This window comes from Streptococcus mitis B6, assembly GCF_000027165.1.
Taxonomy (GTDB): Bacteria; Bacillota; Bacilli; order Lactobacillales; family Streptococcaceae; genus Streptococcus; species Streptococcus mitis_AR.
Map to the genome: position 1 here is coordinate 481,563 of NC_013853.1, position 16,570 is coordinate 498,132.

At 42.2% G+C, this 16,570-nt stretch carries 18 protein-coding genes, 1 pseudogene and 1 other annotated feature; of the genes and pseudogenes, 13 read left to right on the plus strand and 6 right to left on the minus strand.

All coding sequences use genetic code 11. The annotated features are described in order from the left end of the window. Window positions 1-62 precede the first annotated feature (62 nt). The 11 genes from SMI_RS02735 (at window position 63) to trpA (ending at window position 13,012) form a co-directional block, all read left to right on the plus strand. A complete protein-coding gene (locus SMI_RS02735; protein ID WP_000022594.1) occupies window positions 63-1,808 on the plus strand; it encodes an ABC transporter ATP-binding protein in 1,746 nt (581 codons plus the stop codon). Further along, the gene (locus SMI_RS02740; RefSeq protein ID WP_001180039.1) at window positions 1,798-3,540 is read left to right on the plus strand and encodes an ABC transporter ATP-binding protein; all 1,743 of its coding nucleotides are present in this window, start codon (window positions 1,798-1,800) and stop codon (window positions 3,538-3,540) included. The genes SMI_RS02735 and SMI_RS02740 overlap by 11 nt, the downstream gene beginning before the upstream one ends. Window positions 3,541-3,723: 183 nt before the next feature. Then, window positions 3,724-4,416: a sugar transferase gene (locus SMI_RS02745; protein WP_000922186.1), complete on the plus strand. Its 693-nt coding sequence runs from the start codon at window positions 3,724-3,726 to the stop codon at window positions 4,414-4,416. Between the two features lie 42 nt (window positions 4,417-4,458). Further along, window positions 4,459-5,688 (plus strand): DegT/DnrJ/EryC1/StrS family aminotransferase, encoded by a 1,230-nt coding sequence (locus SMI_RS02750; RefSeq protein WP_001134519.1) that lies wholly within the window; start codon window positions 4,459-4,461, stop codon window positions 5,686-5,688. A 441-nt stretch (window positions 5,689-6,129) separates the two neighbouring features. Next, window positions 6,130-6,360: a binding site (T-box leader), on the plus strand. Between the two features lie 392 nt (window positions 6,361-6,752). Further along, window positions 6,753-8,114, plus strand: coding sequence for an anthranilate synthase component I (trpE, locus tag SMI_RS02755; RefSeq protein ID WP_000439651.1), 1,362 nt, complete (start codon window positions 6,753-6,755; stop codon window positions 8,112-8,114). Then, window positions 8,111-8,677, plus strand: coding sequence for an aminodeoxychorismate/anthranilate synthase component II (locus tag SMI_RS02760; protein ID WP_000601934.1), 567 nt, complete (start codon window positions 8,111-8,113; stop codon window positions 8,675-8,677). Before trpE ends, SMI_RS02760 begins: the two co-directional genes overlap by 4 nt. A gap of 10 nt (window positions 8,678-8,687) precedes the next feature. Beyond that, window positions 8,688-9,692 (plus strand): anthranilate phosphoribosyltransferase, encoded by a 1,005-nt coding sequence (gene trpD / locus SMI_RS02765; RefSeq protein WP_000658706.1) that lies wholly within the window; start codon window positions 8,688-8,690, stop codon window positions 9,690-9,692. Next, entirely contained in the window at window positions 9,689-10,456 is a 768-nt protein-coding gene (gene trpC / locus SMI_RS02770) for an indole-3-glycerol phosphate synthase TrpC (RefSeq protein WP_000076515.1), read from the plus strand. Before trpD ends, trpC begins: the two co-directional genes overlap by 4 nt. Next, window positions 10,443-11,042 (plus strand): phosphoribosylanthranilate isomerase, encoded by a 600-nt coding sequence (locus SMI_RS02775; protein ID WP_000169926.1) that lies wholly within the window; start codon window positions 10,443-10,445, stop codon window positions 11,040-11,042. Before trpC ends, SMI_RS02775 begins: the two co-directional genes overlap by 14 nt. Next, on the plus strand, window positions 11,020-12,243 hold the full coding sequence (gene trpB / locus SMI_RS02780; protein WP_000331302.1) for a tryptophan synthase subunit beta: 1,224 nt from the start codon (window positions 11,020-11,022) through the stop codon (window positions 12,241-12,243). The genes SMI_RS02775 and trpB overlap by 23 nt, the downstream gene beginning before the upstream one ends. Then, complete coding sequence (gene trpA / locus SMI_RS02785; RefSeq protein WP_001126991.1) at window positions 12,236-13,012, plus strand: tryptophan synthase subunit alpha; 777 nt, start codon at window positions 12,236-12,238, stop codon at window positions 13,010-13,012. Before trpB ends, trpA begins: the two co-directional genes overlap by 8 nt. Here the strand turns inward: trpA and SMI_RS02790 are convergent. After that, window positions 12,984-13,643 (minus strand): prepilin peptidase, encoded by a 660-nt coding sequence (locus SMI_RS02790; protein WP_000564995.1) that lies wholly within the window; start codon window positions 13,641-13,643, stop codon window positions 12,984-12,986. The two genes, trpA and SMI_RS02790, sit on opposite strands and share 29 nt — an antisense overlap. A 69-nt stretch (window positions 13,644-13,712) precedes the next feature. Between SMI_RS02790 and SMI_RS02795 the strand changes: the two genes are divergently transcribed. Further along, window positions 13,713-14,168: a GNAT family N-acetyltransferase gene (locus SMI_RS02795; protein ID WP_164925545.1), complete on the plus strand. Its 456-nt coding sequence runs from the start codon at window positions 13,713-13,715 to the stop codon at window positions 14,166-14,168. Between the two features lie 33 nt (window positions 14,169-14,201). Continuing rightward, window positions 14,202-14,453 (plus strand): annotated as a pseudogene (locus SMI_RS11025) (transposase); the annotation flags it as partial. Window positions 14,454-14,589: 136 nt separating this feature from the next. Here SMI_RS11025 and SMI_RS02800 read toward each other — a convergent pair. From SMI_RS02800 to SMI_RS02820, 5 genes are all read right to left on the minus strand, one after another. After that, on the minus strand, window positions 14,590-14,793 hold the full coding sequence (locus SMI_RS02800) for a CsbD family protein (RefSeq protein WP_000109954.1): 204 nt from the start codon (window positions 14,791-14,793) through the stop codon (window positions 14,590-14,592). A gap of 30 nt (window positions 14,794-14,823) precedes the next feature. Beyond that, window positions 14,824-15,432 carry an Asp23/Gls24 family envelope stress response protein gene (locus SMI_RS02805; protein WP_000064116.1) on the minus strand — a complete coding sequence of 203 codons (609 nt, stop codon included), beginning with the start codon at window positions 15,430-15,432 and terminating at the stop codon, window positions 14,824-14,826. A gap of 37 nt (window positions 15,433-15,469) precedes the next feature. Continuing rightward, on the minus strand, window positions 15,470-15,640 hold the full coding sequence (locus SMI_RS02810; RefSeq protein ID WP_000455065.1) for a DUF2273 domain-containing protein: 171 nt from the start codon (window positions 15,638-15,640) through the stop codon (window positions 15,470-15,472). Between the two features lie 10 nt (window positions 15,641-15,650). Then, entirely contained in the window at window positions 15,651-16,223 is a 573-nt protein-coding gene (gene amaP / locus SMI_RS02815) for an alkaline shock response membrane anchor protein AmaP (protein WP_000047597.1), read from the minus strand. Between the two features lie 76 nt (window positions 16,224-16,299). Continuing rightward, window positions 16,300-16,536, minus strand: a complete 237-nt coding sequence (locus tag SMI_RS02820; RefSeq protein ID WP_000964738.1) for a GlsB/YeaQ/YmgE family stress response membrane protein — start codon at window positions 16,534-16,536, stop codon at window positions 16,300-16,302. Window positions 16,537-16,570: the final 34 nt, after the last annotated feature.

A 16,570-nucleotide genomic window follows, 5' to 3' on the forward strand; every position in this document is an offset into this window, starting at 1 on the left:
TGCTCTTTGATTTTCATTGAGTATTGGCCTCAGGTTTTCATTTGCAATCAGAAAGGGATTTTATGTCCATTATTCAAAAACTTTGGTGGTTTTTCAAGTTAGAAAAACGCCGTTATCTAGTCGGAATTGTGGCCCTGGTCTTGGTTTCCGTCCTCAATCTCATTCCACCTATGGTCATGGGGCGGGTGATTGATGCTATCACATCGGGGCAATTAACCCAGCAGGACCTCCTTCTTGACCTATTTTATTTGCTACTTGCAGCCTTTGGGATGTATTATCTGCGCTATGTTTGGCGCATGTATATCCTCGGGACTTCCTACCGTTTGGGGCAGATTATGCGTTCTCGCTTGTTTGAGCATTTCACAAAAATGTCTCCAGCCTTTTATCAGACCTATCGGACAGGGGACCTGATGGCGCATGCCACCAACGATATCAATGCCTTAACTCGTCTGGCGGGTGGAGGAGTCATGTCTGCGGTGGATGCTTCAATCACAGCTTTAGTGACCTTGCTAACCATGCTTTTTAGCATCTCATGGCAAATGACCTTAGTTGCCATTTTACCCTTACCTTTCATGGCTTATGCGACCAGTCGTTTAGGGAGAAAGACTCATAAGGCTTTTGGTGAATCTCAAGCTGCCTTTTCTGAACTCAATAACAAGGTTCAGGAGTCTGTATCAGGTATTAAAGTGACCAAGTCTTTCGGTTATCAGGCGGATGAGCTTGAGTCCTTTCAGGCAGTCAATGAATTGACCTTCAAAAAGAATCTCAAAACCATGAAATACGATAGTCTCTTTGACCCCATGGTTCTCTTATTTGTTGGTTCATCCTATGTGTTAACCCTCTTAGTCGGCTCCTTGATGGTTCAGGAAGGACAGATTACGGTTGGAAATCTGGTCACCTTTATCAGCTACTTGGATATGCTGGTTTGGCCTCTTATGGCTATTGGTTTCCTCTTTAATATCACTCAGCGAGGGAAGGTTTCCTATCAGCGGATTGAGGAACTTTTGTCTCAGGAATCACCTGTACAAGACCCAGAGTTTCCTTTAGATGGCATTGAAAATGGACGTTTGGAATATGCCATTGATAGCTTTGCCTTTGAAAATGAGGAAACACTGACCAATGTTCACTTTAGTTTGGAAAAAGGGCAAACTCTGGGATTGGTCGGACAGACAGGCTCTGGAAAAACGTCCTTGATCAAGCTTCTCTTGCGTGAATACGATGTGGATAAGGGAGCCATTTACCTAAACGGTCATGATATTCGGGATTATCGTCTGACGGACCTTCGCAGTCTCATGGGCTATGTTCCTCAGGACCAGTTCCTCTTTGCGACTTCGATTTTAGATAATATCCGCTTTGGCAATCCTAACTTGCCCCTTTCAGCGGTCGAGGAAGCGACTAAGCTAGCTCAAGTTTATCAAGACATTGTAGACATGCCTCAAGGATTTGATACACTGATTGGTGAAAAGGGAGTCAGTCTTTCTGGAGGTCAAAAGCAGCGTCTGGCCATGAGTCGAGCTATGATTTTAGACCCTGATATCTTGATTTTAGATGATTCTTTGTCCGCCGTGGATGCCAAGACAGAGTATGCGATTATCGACAACCTCAAGGAGACGCGAAAGGACAAGACAACCATTATTACGGCTCATCGCCTCAGTGCAGTTGTCCATGCAGATTTGATTTTAGTCCTGCAAAATGGGCAAATCATCGAACGAGGCAGACACGAAGACTTGCTAGCTTTGGATGGCTGGTATGCCCAAACCTACCAGTCTCAGCAGCTGGAAATGAAGGGAGAAGAAGATGCAGAATAAGAAAGAACAATGGACTGTATTGAAGCGCTTGATGTCTTATCTCAAACCTTATGGACTCCTTACCTTTTTGGCACTTAGTTTTCTACTAGCGACGACGATCATTAAAAGTGTCATTCCCCTTGTGGCCTCCCACTTTATCGACCAGTATCTCAGCAATCTCAACCAACTCGCTGTGACCGTTTTGCTGGCCTACTATGGCCTTTATATCCTACAAACTCTGGTCCAGTATGTCGGCAATCTTCTCTTTGCGCGCGTGTCTTACAGTATTGTTAGGGATATTCGTCGGGATGCCTTTGCCAATATGGAAAAGCTGGGCATGTCTTATTTTGACAAGATGCCAGCAGGCTCTATCGTCTCTCGTTTGACAAATGACACCGAGACTATCAGTGATATGTTTTCGGGGATTTTATCCAGCTTTATTTCAGCAGTTTTCATCTTTCTGACAACCCTTTATACCATGTTAGTGTTGGATTTCCGTTTGACTGCTTTAGTCTTGCTCTTTCTCCCCTTGATTTTCCTTTTGGTCAATCTCTATCGAAAAAAATCTGTCAAGATTATCGAGAAAACCAGAAGTCTTTTGTCAGATATCAATAGCAAGCTGGCTGAAAACATCGAGGGAATCAGAATAATCCAGGCCTTTAATCAAGAGAAGCGCCTACAGTCAGAGTTTGATGAAATCAACCAAGAACACTTGGTCTATGCCAACCGTTCTGTAGCCTTGGATGCCCTCTTTTTGCGGCCTGCCATGAGTTTACTGAAACTTCTAGGATATGCAGTTTTGATGGCCTATTTTGGCTATCGTGGACTTTATCTGGGAATAACAGCAGGAACCATGTATGCCTTTATCCAGTATATCAATCGTCTATTTGATCCTCTGATTGAAGTGACGCAAAACTTTTCGACCCTTCAAACTTCCATGGTGTCTGCAGGTCGTGTCTTTGCCTTGATTGACGAGAAGACCTATGAGCCTCTTCAAAAAGATGGGGAAGCCAAAATCCAAGAAGGCAATATCCGTTTTGAACATGTGTGTTTCTCATATGACGGGAAACATCAGATTCTGGATGATATTTCCTTCTCCGTTAATAAGGGTGAAACCATTGCCTTTGTGGGTCATACAGGTTCAGGGAAATCTTCGATTATCAATGTCCTTATGCGCTTTTATGAATTTCAATCAGGGAGAGTTCTCTTGGATGATGTGGATATCAGGAACTACAGTCAGGAAGAGTTGAGAAAAAACATCGGTCTGGTCTTGCAGGATCCCTTCCTCTATCATGGAACCATCAAGTCCAATATCGCCATGTACCAAGAAATCAGTGATGAGCAGGTAAAGGACGCAGCTTCTTTTGTCGATGCAGATTCCTTTATTCAGGATCTTCCTCAGGGATATGACGCCCCTGTTTCTGAGCGTGGTTCGAGCTTTTCTACTGGTCAGCGTCAACTTCTTGCCTTTGCCAGAACAGTCGCCAGCCAGCCTAAAATCCTGATTTTGGATGAAGCGACAGCCAATATTGACTCTGAAACAGAAAGTCTGGTTCAAGCTTCTCTGGCTAAGATGAGACAGGGGCGGACAACCATTGCCATCGCTCACCGCCTTTCGACCATCCAAGACGCCAACTGTATCTATGTTTTGGACAAGGGGCGCATTATCGAGAGTGGAACCCATGAGGAACTCTTGGCTCTGGGAGGAACCTATCACAAAATGTATAGCTTGCAGGCAGGTGCCATGTCTTAATACTCTTTGAAAATTTATTCAAGTCAGGTCAGCTTTATCTGCAACCTAAAAGCTGTACTTTGATTTTCATTGAGCATAAGAAGGAAATCCTTCAAATTACAGATTTCTTACACCGCCTTTTCCATTTTGTGGTATAATGAAAAATGTTGACAAATAGTATAATAAAAACAAAGGAGAAACAGCATGCTGAAATGGGAAGACTTGCCCGTGGAAATGAAATCAAGCGAGGTTGAGTCTTACTACCAGCTTGTCTCTAAAAGGAAGGGTTCGCTGATTTTCAAGCGTTGTTTGGATTGGGCTTTGGCCTTGGTCTTGCTAATTTTGACTTCACCAGTTTTTCTCATCTTGAGTATTTGGATCAAGTTGGATAGCAAGGGGCCAGTGATTTACAAGCAAGAGCGCGTGACCCAGTACAATCGACCTTTCAAGATTTGGAAGTTCCGTACCATGGTGACGGATGCAGACAAAAAAGGAAGTTTGGTGACTTCTGCTAACGATAGTCGCATTACCAAGGTTGGCAATTTCATCCGCCGTGTGCGTTTGGACGAACTGCCTCAGCTGGTCAATGTCCTTAAAGGCGAAATGTCCTTTGTTGGTACACGGCCTGAAGTGCCACGCTACACAGAGCAGTATAGCCCTGAAATGATGGCAACTTTGCTTTTACCAGCAGGGATTACCTCTCCAGCCAGCATCAACTACAAGGATGAGGACACCATTATTAGTCAAATGACGGAGAAAGGTTTGTCGGTTGACCAGGCCTATGTGGAGCATGTTCTTCCTGAAAAGATGCGCTATAACCTTGCCTATCTCCGAGAGTTTAGTTTCCTTGGAGACATCAAAATCATGTTTCAAACCGTGTTTGAAGTGCTAAAATAAAGTAGTCATGAGAAAATGAGTACAGATAAAAGGAGCAAATCAATGCCAAATTACAATATTCCATTTTCACCACCCGATATTACGGAAGCAGAAATTGCTGAAGTAGCGGATACCCTGCGTTCTGGTTGGATCACAACAGGTCCTAAGACAAAAGAACTAGAGCGTCGCTTGTCTCAATATACACAGACGCCTAAGACTGTCTGCCTCAACTCTGCGACTGCTGCTCTTGAGTTGATTTTGCGTGTCTTAGAAGTTGGTCCTGGTGACGAAGTCATCGTTCCAGCTATGACCTATACAGCTTCATGTAGTGTTATCACTCACGTGGGAGCAACCCCTGTCATGGTGGATATCCAAGCAGATACTTTTGAGATGGACTATGACCTGCTGGAGCAAGCCATTACTGAAAAGACTAAGGTGATTATTCCGGTTGAGCTTGCGGGGATTGTGTGCGACTATGACCGTTTGTTCCAAGTTGTGGAGAAGAAACGTGATCTCTTTACTGCTGCAAGCAAGTGGCAAAAAGCCTTTAACCGTATTGTGATTGTCTCTGATAGTGCCCATGCTTTGGGATCTACTTATAAAGGGCAACCTGCTGGATCAATCGCCGACTTTACTTCCTTCTCATTCCATGCCGTTAAGAACTTTACAACTGCTGAGGGAGGAAGTGCGACTTGGAAAGCCAATCCAGCGATTGATGACGAAGAAATGTACAAGGAATTTCAAATTCTTTCCCTTCACGGTCAAACTAAGGATGCTCTTGCTAAGATGCAACTAGGCTCATGGGAATACGATATCGTCACACCAGCCTACAAGTGCAATATGACCGATATCATGGCGTCACTTGGTTTGGTACAATTGGACCGTTACCCTGGTTTGCTAGAACGTCGTAAGGAGATCGTGGACCGCTATGATCGTGGTTTTGCAGGTTCTCGCATCCATCCTTTGGCACACAAGACTGAAACTGTCGAATCTTCACGCCACCTCTACATTACCCATGTAGAAGGAGCAAGTTTAGAAGAACGCAACCTCATCATCCAAGAATTGGCTAAAGCTGGAATTGCAAGTAATGTCCACTACAAACCACTTCCTCTTTTGACAGCCTATAAGAACCTTGGCTTTGATATGGCGAATTATCCTAAGGCTTATGCCTTCTTTGAAAATGAAATTACCCTTCCTCTTCATACTAAACTAAGCGATGAAGAAGTAGACTATATCATTGAGACTTTCAAAACAGTTTCTGAAAAAGTGCTAACTTTATCAAAAAAATCGTAAAAAAGTCTTGACAAAGAAAAAACAAAGTATTAAAATAAGTTCAACAAATCAGAAAAGTAACTATTTTTAATCTTCAGGGAGCCTGTGGTGATTGTGAATAGGTGGTTGGGAGTAGTGAAAGTGGGCTGATTTTAAAAATGAATTTGAAACAATGAAAATTCGGTGCGCACACCTTACAGTGCAACTTGTTGTTAGACAAGGCAGAGATGTAAAGGGGAATAGTCCCTTTATAATTGAGGTGGCACCGCGTTACCAACGCCCTCACACAGAAGTATATTCTGTGTGTGGGCTTTTTTCGTAACATGATAGCGATAGAAAGTGGAAAGATTCCAACTATCAAGGAAAGAAGCTAGTAAAGGTGTACCGAGATGAACATCTCTTCATCAATGTCTCTGGTCGTGGAGACAAGGACGTAGCTGCGATTGCAGACTACCTAGAAGCTAAGAAATAATAGATGGAAAAATTACAGTCTTTTCTCTCACAGAGAGCTTGTGGTTGCTGGAAACAAGCAGAGAAAGCTGTAAGGTTGGGTCCATCTGAAACGAGAGAAGAAAACATAATTCTCAAGGGAGTGCCCTTTATCGCACAGCCTGTTACAGGACTTTTTGAGACAGGAATGAGAGATAGGAGAAATCCTATAATTGAGGTGGCACCGCGAATTTCGTCCTCACGCAAGTTATTTTGCGTGGGGATTTTTATATATCTATTATAGGTTCAGCTGTTTAGTTTTAAATTATTGTTCATTATTAAATAGATTGCTACAAAAAATTTGCGAACGAAGTGAGCTTTTAAAAGATATTTCCCGCCATAGTGGTATTCTCGAGAAGCAAAGATGCTTCTCGAGAACGGAATTTTTGAGAGTAAAATAGTTCGGGGAACTATTTTAGCCTGAGCCTAGAAATGAATGAGCGAGGAGCTCAAAAATTAGGTCTTTCATTTCATGGATTTCTAAAATCATCCACTGGATAATTTTACCTCCCGTCCGCACTATTTAAGGGAAATAGAAAAAAATCATAAATTAAGACTAAAAGTCTACAAAGAAAAGAATCGAAAGGGAAATTACAATGGAACGAATCATTCATGGAGATGTCTTATCGCCAATCTTGGCGTATATGCGCTTAAAGGGGCAACACAAGGTTATCTTAGAGAGTATTCCGAGAGACAAGGAAACCGCTCGTTTTTCTATCTTAGCCTATAATCCAGTTTTTGAGATTAAGTTTGAAAATGGAGTTCTTTATCAAAATGGTCAAGTGATTGATCGGGATCCCTTGGATTTTCTTTATGAAGTGACTCATAAGAGCCAACACCATTCAGACCTCCCTTTTGGTGGGGGAGCCATTGGATTTGTTGGCTACGATATGATTTCGCTTTATGAAGAAATTGGTCAAATTCCTCAAGATACAATTGGAACGCCAGACATGCATTTCTTCGTCTATGAGAGTTACATGGTCTTTGACCACAAGAAGGAAAAAATTCATGTCATCGAGGATGCTCTCTATAGTGAGCGTAGTCAAGAAAACTTGGAAAAAGCCTTAAACCAAGTGCTTGAGGAATTACGCATTCCTGCTCCAAATGAATTTGAAGACTTGGATCTATCTCCGTTAGACTTCAAACCCCATATTGCTCCTCAGAAGTTTGAGGAAATGGTGGAAACAGCTCGTGACTTGATTCGTAATGGCGATATGTTCCAATGTGTACTAAGTCAGCGCTTCTCAGCAGAAGTTACTGGAAATCCATTTGACTTCTACAGAAATCTCCGCGTGACTAATCCTTCTAATTACCTTTATTTCTATGATTTTGGTGATTATCAAATCATCGGTGCCAGTCCAGAAAGTTTAGTTTCAGTTAAAAATGGCATCGTGACAACCAATCCGATTGCAGGGACGCGCCCAAGAGGAGCTACGGATGAAGAGGACAAGACTTTGGCGACAGACCTGCTTTCGGATGAGAAGGAAACAGCAGAGCATCGAATGTTAGTAGACTTGGGACGTAACGATATTGGCCGCATTTCTGAAACGGCCAGTGTCCAAGTAACCAAGTATATGGAAGTGGAGCTTTTCCGTTATGTCATGCATTTGACCAGTGTGGTCAAGGGGCGTTTACTTCCAGGACTCACTGCCATGGATGCCTTGAAAGCAACACTTCCTGCTGGAACTGTTTCTGGAGCACCAAAGATTCGAGCGATGAGACGCATCTATGAACTGGAAACGGAAAAACGGGGCGTATACGCTGGAGCGATTGGCTACTTGTCTGCGACGGGTGATATGGATTTCGCCATTGCCATCCGAACGATGATTCTCAAAAATCAAACAGCTTATGTGCAAGCTGGAGCAGGGATTGTCTACGACTCCATCGCCCAAAACGAATACCAAGAAACCATTAACAAAGCTAAATCTATGACTAGAATTGGAGAACTAAGACCATGATTTTATTGATTGATAACTATGATTCTTTTACCTATAACTTGGCCCAATACATTGGGAATTTTTCAGAAGTGCAGGTCTTGAGAAATGATGATCCCAAGCTGTATGAAGAAGCTGAAAAAGCAGATGGTCTGGTCTTTTCTCCTGGTCCTGGTTGGCCAGTTGATGCTGGAAAGATGGAAGATATGATTCGTGACTTTGCTGGCAAGAAGCCGATTCTTGGGATTTGTTTGGGGCACCAAGCCATCGCAGAAGTCTTTGGTGGTAAGTTAGGTTTGGCTCCAAAAGTCATGCATGGGAAACAAAGCAATATCAGCTTTGAAGCGCCATCTATTTTGTATCAAGGCATCGAGGATGGCCGTGCAGTCATGCGTTACCACAGTATTTTGATTGAGGAAATGCCAGAAGACTTTGAAGTGACAGCTCGTTCTACTGATGACCAAGCCATCATGGGGATTCAACACAAAATCCTACCGATTTATGGCTTCCAGTACCATCCAGAGAGTATTGGAACGCCAGATGGCTTGTCTTCTATTCGGAATTTTATCGAGAAGGTTGTAAAGTGAGGAAACTAGGATGAAAGAGATTATTGAAAAACTAGCAAAATTTGAAAATTTATCAGGTGTGGAAATGACGGATGTCATTGAGCGTATTGTAACTGGGCGTGTAACGGAGGCGCAGATTGCTTCTCTCCTTTTGGCTCTTAAGATGAAGGGGGAAACACCTGAAGAACGCACAGCCATTGCCCAAGTCATGAGAGGGCATGCCCAACATATTCCAACTGAGATTCATGATGCTATGGACAACTGTGGTACAGGTGGGGACAAGTCTTTCAGTTTTAACATTTCGACAACTGCAGCCTTTGTCTTGGCTGGTGGTGGTGTTCACATGGCAAAACACGGTAACCGCTCGATTTCTTCTAAATCTGGTTCTGCAGATGTTCTCGAAGCCTTGGGTATCAACCTAGACCTCAAACCAGCTGAACTAGGTAAGGTTTTTGATAAAACTGGCATTGTCTTTCTCTTTGCTAAAAATATGCATCCAGCCATGAAATACATCATGCCAGCTCGTTTGGAATTGGGAATTCCAACGATTATGAACTTGACTGGTCCCCTAATTCACCCAATGGCTTTGGAAACACAGCTTCTTGGAATTAGTCGTCCAGAATTGCTAGAAAGTACAGCTCAGGTATTGAAAAATATGGGTCGCAAACGTGCCATCGTGGTTGCTGGACCAGAAGGACTGGATGAAGCTGGTTTGAATGGAACAACCAAGATTGCACTTCTTGAAAATGGCGAAATTACCTTGTCAAGCTTTACTCCAGAGGATTTGGGGATGGAGCGCTACGCTATCGAAGATATTCGTGGAGGCAATGCTCAGGAAAATGCAGAAATTTTGCTCAGCGTTCTTAAAAATGAACCAAGTCCATTCTTGGAAACGACAGTTTTAAATGCTGGTCTTGGTTTCTATGCTAATGGTAAGGTAGCTAGTATCAAGGATGGAGTTGCCTTGGCTCGTCAAGTGATTGCTAGTGGCAAGGCCCTTGAAAAACTCAGACTGTTACAGGAGTACCAAAAATGAGTCAGGAATTTTTAGCACGAATCTTGGAGCAGAAGGCGCGTGAGGTCGAGCAGATGGAGCTGGAGGAAATCCAGCCTCTGCGCCAGACCTATTGCTTGGCTGACTATCTAAAACAACACCAAGACCGTTTACAGGTAATCGCTGAGGTCAAGAAGGCTAGCCCTAGTCTGGGAGATATCAATCTAGATGTGGATATTGTGCAACAGGCCCAGACTTATGAAGAAAACGGAGCAGTGATGATTTCTGTTCTGACAGATGAAGTTTTCTTTAAAGGACATTTGGATTATCTACGAGAGATTTCCAGTCAGGTACAGATTCCGACGCTCAACAAGGACTTTATTATTGATGAAAAGCAAATCATTCGCGCTCGCAATGCAGGTGCGACAGTCATCCTGCTCATTGTGGCAGCCTTGTCAGAAGAACGTCTTAAGGAACTTTATGACTATGCGACAGAGCTTGGTCTGGAAGTCTTAGTGGAGACTCACAATCTAGCTGAACTAGAGGTAGCTCACCGCCTTGGGGCTCAAATTATCGGGGTCAATAATCGCAACTTGACCACCTTTGAAGTTGACTTGCAGACCAGTGTAGATTTGGCTAAACATTTCAAAGATGATTGCTTGTACATTTCTGAATCTGCTATTTTTACAGGACAGGATGCGGAACGAGTAGCGCCATACTTTAACGGAATTTTAGTAGGGACAGCTCTCATGCAGGCAGAAGATGTAGCCCAAAGAATCAAGGAGTTGCAGATTGACAAAGGTTAAGATTTGTGGACTATCGACCAAGGAAGCGGTGGAAACAGCCGTATCAGCAAGAGCAGACTACATCGGCTTTGTCTTTGCACCTAGTAAAAGACAGGTGGCTTTGGATCAGGCTTCTGAGCTGGCAAAGCTTATTCCTGCAGGTGTCAAAAAGGTTGGTGTATTTGTTTCACCAAGTCGGGCAGAACTGTTAGAAGTCATTGACAAAGTTGGCTTGGACTTGGTTCAAGTTCATGGTCAGGTGGCAGATGATTTATTTGAGAATTTGCCTTGTGCCAGTATTCAGGCTGTGCATGTGGATGGAGAGGGTCATGTGCCCAATTCTCAGGCAGACTATCTACTCTTTGATGCCCCTGTGGCTGGGAGTGGCCAGACCTTTGACTGGGCTCAACTGGATACGATTGGACTAACTCAGCCTTTCTTTATCGCAGGTGGGCTTAAGGAAGACAATGTAGTAAAAGCAATTCAACACTTTTCTCCCTATGCAGTAGATGTATCAAGCGGAGTGGAGACAGACGGACAAAAAGATCATGAAAAGATTAGAAGATTTATAGAGAGGGTAAAGAATGGCATATCAAGAACCAAATAAAGATGGATTTTACGGAAAATTCGGCGGACGTTTTGTCCCAGAAACATTGATGACAGCAGTTTTGGAGTTGGAGAAGGCCTATCGTGAAAGTCAGGAAGATCCAAGTTTCCAAGAGGAATTAAACCAACTCTTGCGTCAGTACGTGGGACGCGAAACTCCCCTTTATTACGCAAAAAATTTGACTCAGCATATCGGAGGAGCCAAGATTTATCTTAAACGTGAAGACCTCAACCATACAGGGGCCCACAAGATTAACAATGCCTTGGGACAAGTTCTTCTGGCTAAACGCATGGGTAAAAAGAAAATTATCGCAGAAACAGGTGCTGGTCAGCACGGTGTAGCAACTGCAACTGCTGCAGCCCTCTTTAACATGGAATGTACTATCTACATGGGTGAGGAAGATGTCAAACGCCAAGCCCTTAATGTCTTCCGTATGGAGCTTTTGGGAGCCAAGGTCGAGGCTGTGACTGATGGTTCGCGCGTGCTCAAGGATGCGGTCAATGCAGCCCTTCGTTCATGGGTGGCTAATATCGATGATACCCACTATATCCTTGGCTCTGCCTTAGGACCTCATCCATTCCCAGAAATCGTTCGTGACTTCCAAAGTGTCATCGGTCGAGAAGCTAAACAACAGTACCGTGACTTAACAGGTCAAGATTTACCAGATGCCCTAGTAGCTTGTGTTGGTGGTGGTTCTAACGCTATCGGTCTCTTCCATCCATTTGTAGAAGATGAGTCAGTAGCTATGTATGGAGCTGAAGCGGCTGGACTTGGTGTGGATACAGAGCACCACGCAGCTACCTTGACCAAGGGGCGTCCAGGTGTTCTTCACGGTTCCCTCATGGATGTGCTCCAAGATGCCCATGGTCAAATTCTTGAAGCCTTCTCTATCTCAGCAGGTTTGGACTATCCTGGTATCGGTCCAGAACATTCTCACTACCACGATATTAAACGTGCCAGCTATGTCCCTGTGACAGACGAAGAAGCCTTGGAAGGATTCCAACTCTTGTCTCGTGTGGAAGGAATTATCCCAGCCTTGGAATCTAGCCATGCTATCGCTTTTGCAGTGAAATTGGCCAAAGAACTTGGACCAGACAAAGCCATGATAGTATGTCTATCAGGTCGTGGGGACAAGGATGTGGTTCAAGTCAAAGACCGCTTGGAAGCAGATGCAGCAAAGAAGGGAGAAGCTCATGCCTAAGACACTAACAGAAAAATTGAATGCTATCAAAGCAGCTGGAAAAGGAATTTTTGTTCCCTATATCATGGCTGGAGACCATGAGAAAGGTTTGGCTGGACTCGGAGAAACAATACACTTTTTAGAAGATTTGGGTGTTTCGGCTATTGAAGTGGGTATTCCCTTTTCAGATCCTGTCGCAGATGGACCTGTTATAGAAGAAGCTGGCCTGCGCAGTTTAGCCCATGGGACTTCTACCCAGACTTTGGTTGAAACCTTGAAAACCATTGAAACAGAGGTTCCGCTGGTCATCATGACCTACTTCAACCCCCTCTTTCAGTACGGCGTTGAGAACTTTGTCAAAGATTTAGCAGATACAGCGGTTAAGGGCTTGATTATTCCAGACCTTCCTCATGAGCATGCCAATTTTGTAGAGCCATTTTTGGTAGACACAGACATGGCCTTGATTCCTCTAGTAAGCTTGACAACAGGGATTGAGCGCCAGAAAGAGTTGATTGAAGGGGCAGAAGGATTTGTCTATGCGGTTGCCATCAATGGGGTGACAGGGAAATCTGGCAATTACCGTGCAGACTTGGACAAGCACTTGGTGCAACTTCATCAAGTGGCCGACATTCCAGTCTTGACAGGATTTGGCGTATCTAGTCAAGCTGATGTAGAACGCTTCAATGCGGTGTCAGATGGTGTTATCGTTGGTTCGAAAATTGTAAAAGCTCTCCATCAAGGAGAGCCAATTCAGGACTTTATCAAACAAGCAGTAGCTTACCAAAAATAATCACACAAGCAGCGAGTAAGAGGAAAGGCACGAAAGGAAGTCTTTCCTTTTTCTTTTGCAGGAGAAAGGCTAGAATTCCCGTCGCAGAAGCAAACTGAATCAAGATGAGTAATTCGGTCGCACTAAAGACGAGAGCGCAAGAAGCTAAAAAGAGAAAATCCCCTGCGCCCATGCGGATATCGATAAAATGAGCCAAAATTCCAAGGACAAGGAAGAAGACCATGACTAGATTCCAGTCAGAGCAGACCATTAGAAGCAGATGAAAGACAACCCAGACCAGTAAGGGATATTCCTGATGGCGAAAGTCGTAGATGCCCAAGGTCAAACCAGCAGTGATTAGGATGACTTGACTCAAGGAAAGTAATTCCCAAAAGTAAAGCAGAAATATGAGTCCTAAGCTTAGTTCAAAAAGGGCATACCAGACAGGATAAGGAGCCTTGCAGTAGCGACAGCGAAAGCGATTGAGCACCTGTGAGAGAATCGGAATCAAATCTAAGGGACGCAAGGGAGTCTGACAGGAATCGCAGTGACTAGCTGGACTGATAATGGATTGCTCTGGAAAACGGTCAATGACCAAACCAAGAAAGGAAGCGAGAATGCTCCCGACAAGAAAAAAATAAAAATCAATCATACTTATCTATTCGTAAAAAATAGGAGAAGTAGTATAATGGAGAAACATAGACAAGATGGTGGGGTCAAGATGACAATTCGTTTTGAAGAAAAGGTGAGCACAGAAAACGCTCGGCTCGTCTGCCAATGGTCCAACTCCCTTGGCAAAGTTTTTCAAGAACAATGGATGGGAACAATGATTCCTTTTCCCTTGACAATTCAAGTCTTGCAAGATTTGGAAGGAATCTTTTCAATCTTGGAAGGACAAGAGTTTGTCGGGCTTATCCAGAAAATCAGGCTAGAAGGTAGGAATCTTCATATCGGGAGATTTTTTATCAATCCCCAGAAACAGGGGCAAGGCTTAGGTGGCCAGGCTTTAAGGAAATTTGTTAGTTTGGCCTTTAAAAATGGAGACATAGATAGTATTTCTCTAAATGTCTTCGAGGCAAATCAAGCAGCCCAGCACCTTTATCAAAAAGAAGGATTTGAAATCGTTCAAATGGTTGAAACACCTATACGAAAATACATTATGAAAAAGGGGAGATAGAAAGTAAAAATACTTGAAATCAATCTTGACTGCGATGATGAACCTGAATCAACCCTTCAAAAAGGACTGTATATAAATGAACGTTATCAGTGTTTAAAAACTAAAGAATATCAGGCACTTTTATCTTCCAAGTGTAGATAAATTTTCGCTAAACGTAAGATTGATATGAAATCTGTCTTTGGGCAGATAAAGGTTTGTTTGGGTTATAAGAGATGTCATCTGAGAGGTAAGCTTCAAGAGAGAATTGATATGGGATTCGTACTCATGGCCAACAACCTGCTGTAATATAATAAGAGAAAGAAGCAAAATTAAAAAGCTAGAGTTCCACAATTGGAAATCTCTAGCTTTTTGTTTTCTGAGAATCATCTTGACTCAGACTCTTTTGACTAATGTTACTAAAAAGATAAAGTAACTTTTAGCCTTATTTATCGTCGCCACTCAACATGTTTTTGATACCTTCTACAGCACCTTCTACAGCGTCTTTGGCATCTTCTGCAACTTCTTTTACTTTAGAAACAACTTTTTCAGCTGCTCCTTCTTTTTCCATTTTTTCATCACCGATGGCTTTCCCAACACCTTCTTTAATAGAACCTTTAGCTTGATTTAATTTTTCTTCTACTGACATGATAATTTCTCCTGTTATATTTATTTTATCTTAGTTTACACGAGTGTTTTCGTGAGATACTACACCAGTTGCTGCACCTTTAACAGCTTCTACACCTTCGCTAACTTTTTCTTGAACAGTTGAGAAACCAGATCCAAGACCAGATTTAGCTTTTTCGAATTGTTCTGAAGCGAATTCTCCTGTTGATTCAGCAACGTCAGATACGCGATCTTGAAGGCTTACTGAATCTGCTTCATGTTGTTCTTTAGTTTTGATGTCGACAACGTTTACGTTGATTTCAACAACTTCCAAGTCAGTCATTTTAGCAACTTCTGAAGATACGATTTCTCTGATTTCTGAATATAAAGCTGGAACATTTTTTTGGTACTCAACAATAACGTTTAAGTCAACTGCAACTTGTGTTTTACCAACTTCTACGTTAACACCACTTGTTACGTCATCGCTGTTAACGATTTTTTCTTTAAGATTTGAGAAGAAACCACCGTCGATTCCCAAAAGACCTGAAACGTTTTCTAGTGACAGACCAATGATTTTTTGGATAACTTTATCTTCGTAAGTAAGTTCCCCTTTGATTTCGTGAGCTACAACAGTAGCATCTTTCTTTTCTACGTTAGTGTTTGTGTTTTTTTCGTTTGACATATGAAACTCCTTTAATTAAATTAGTAATTTTTATTTTTTATTTATCTATATAGTTTTTTTCGATATAGAATCCAGCTGCAACTCCCAGTGCTCCTAAAATCAATACAAATATTGTTTTGAAGAAGCCAAAGGAGACAATCAAACAAGCGAGAAATACGCCTATGAGACCAGCGATTATTGGATATCGATATTGTTTAAGCCATTCCATTTTTACTTCCTTACTTTACACGACTAGCAGTTTTTTTCTTTTGAGCTTTAGGCTGTGGCTGATAGTCTTTTACCAAGACGTCCAATTTCACCTGACGCTCAATACCAAAGAATTGCTTTAATCCATTAGCTATTTCATTTTGAATTAGCTGGCATCTGTCAGCGATGTTGTCCGAAGGAAGAATTTTACCTTCTACATGAACGAAACATTTATTTTTTCGTAAATTTACATGAACAGTTGGGTTCTTGATCAATCCATGATCACTCACCAAACTTCTAACAAAACCTTCGATTGCCGAATTCTTTAATTTTAATGTATCGTTTTTAGTTTCAAGTTGAATTTCCAAATAACGTTTAGGATAAAACAACACAACTAACATCGATAACAAAACTAAAGTTGATAGAGCCACTATCCCCCAGAATATATATCTAGAGAGATAGAATTCAATGAAATGATTCTGTCTCCAGCTAAATAGCTGAATACCTAGATCACTAACTTGATGATAATCTATCAAAACAGGAAGGAAAATTGTCAAGATTAAAATACAGAAAATAATTAAAAATATTTTCTTTGTTTTTGACATATACAATCCTTTCGATTTAACATAAAACTATTTTTACCCGTCTAATCTATTTAAAAATAGTTTATTCTACAAGTAATTATTTTTTACCTGTAAAGAATGATACTACAGTAACAACAATTGCTGCTCCTGCAATAGATGGGATCAAAGCCATTCCAGCGATGGATGGGCCCCAGCTACCAAGTAGTGATTGTCCAACAGATGCTCCAATTAAACCAGCAAAGATGTTTGCGATGATTCCCATAGAACTACCTTTTTTAGTGATTTTACCTGCCAAGAGACCAATAAGACCTCCTGCAATAATTGACCACAACATTGCTTACCCTCCTTTTTTATTTTAATCTCAAAAA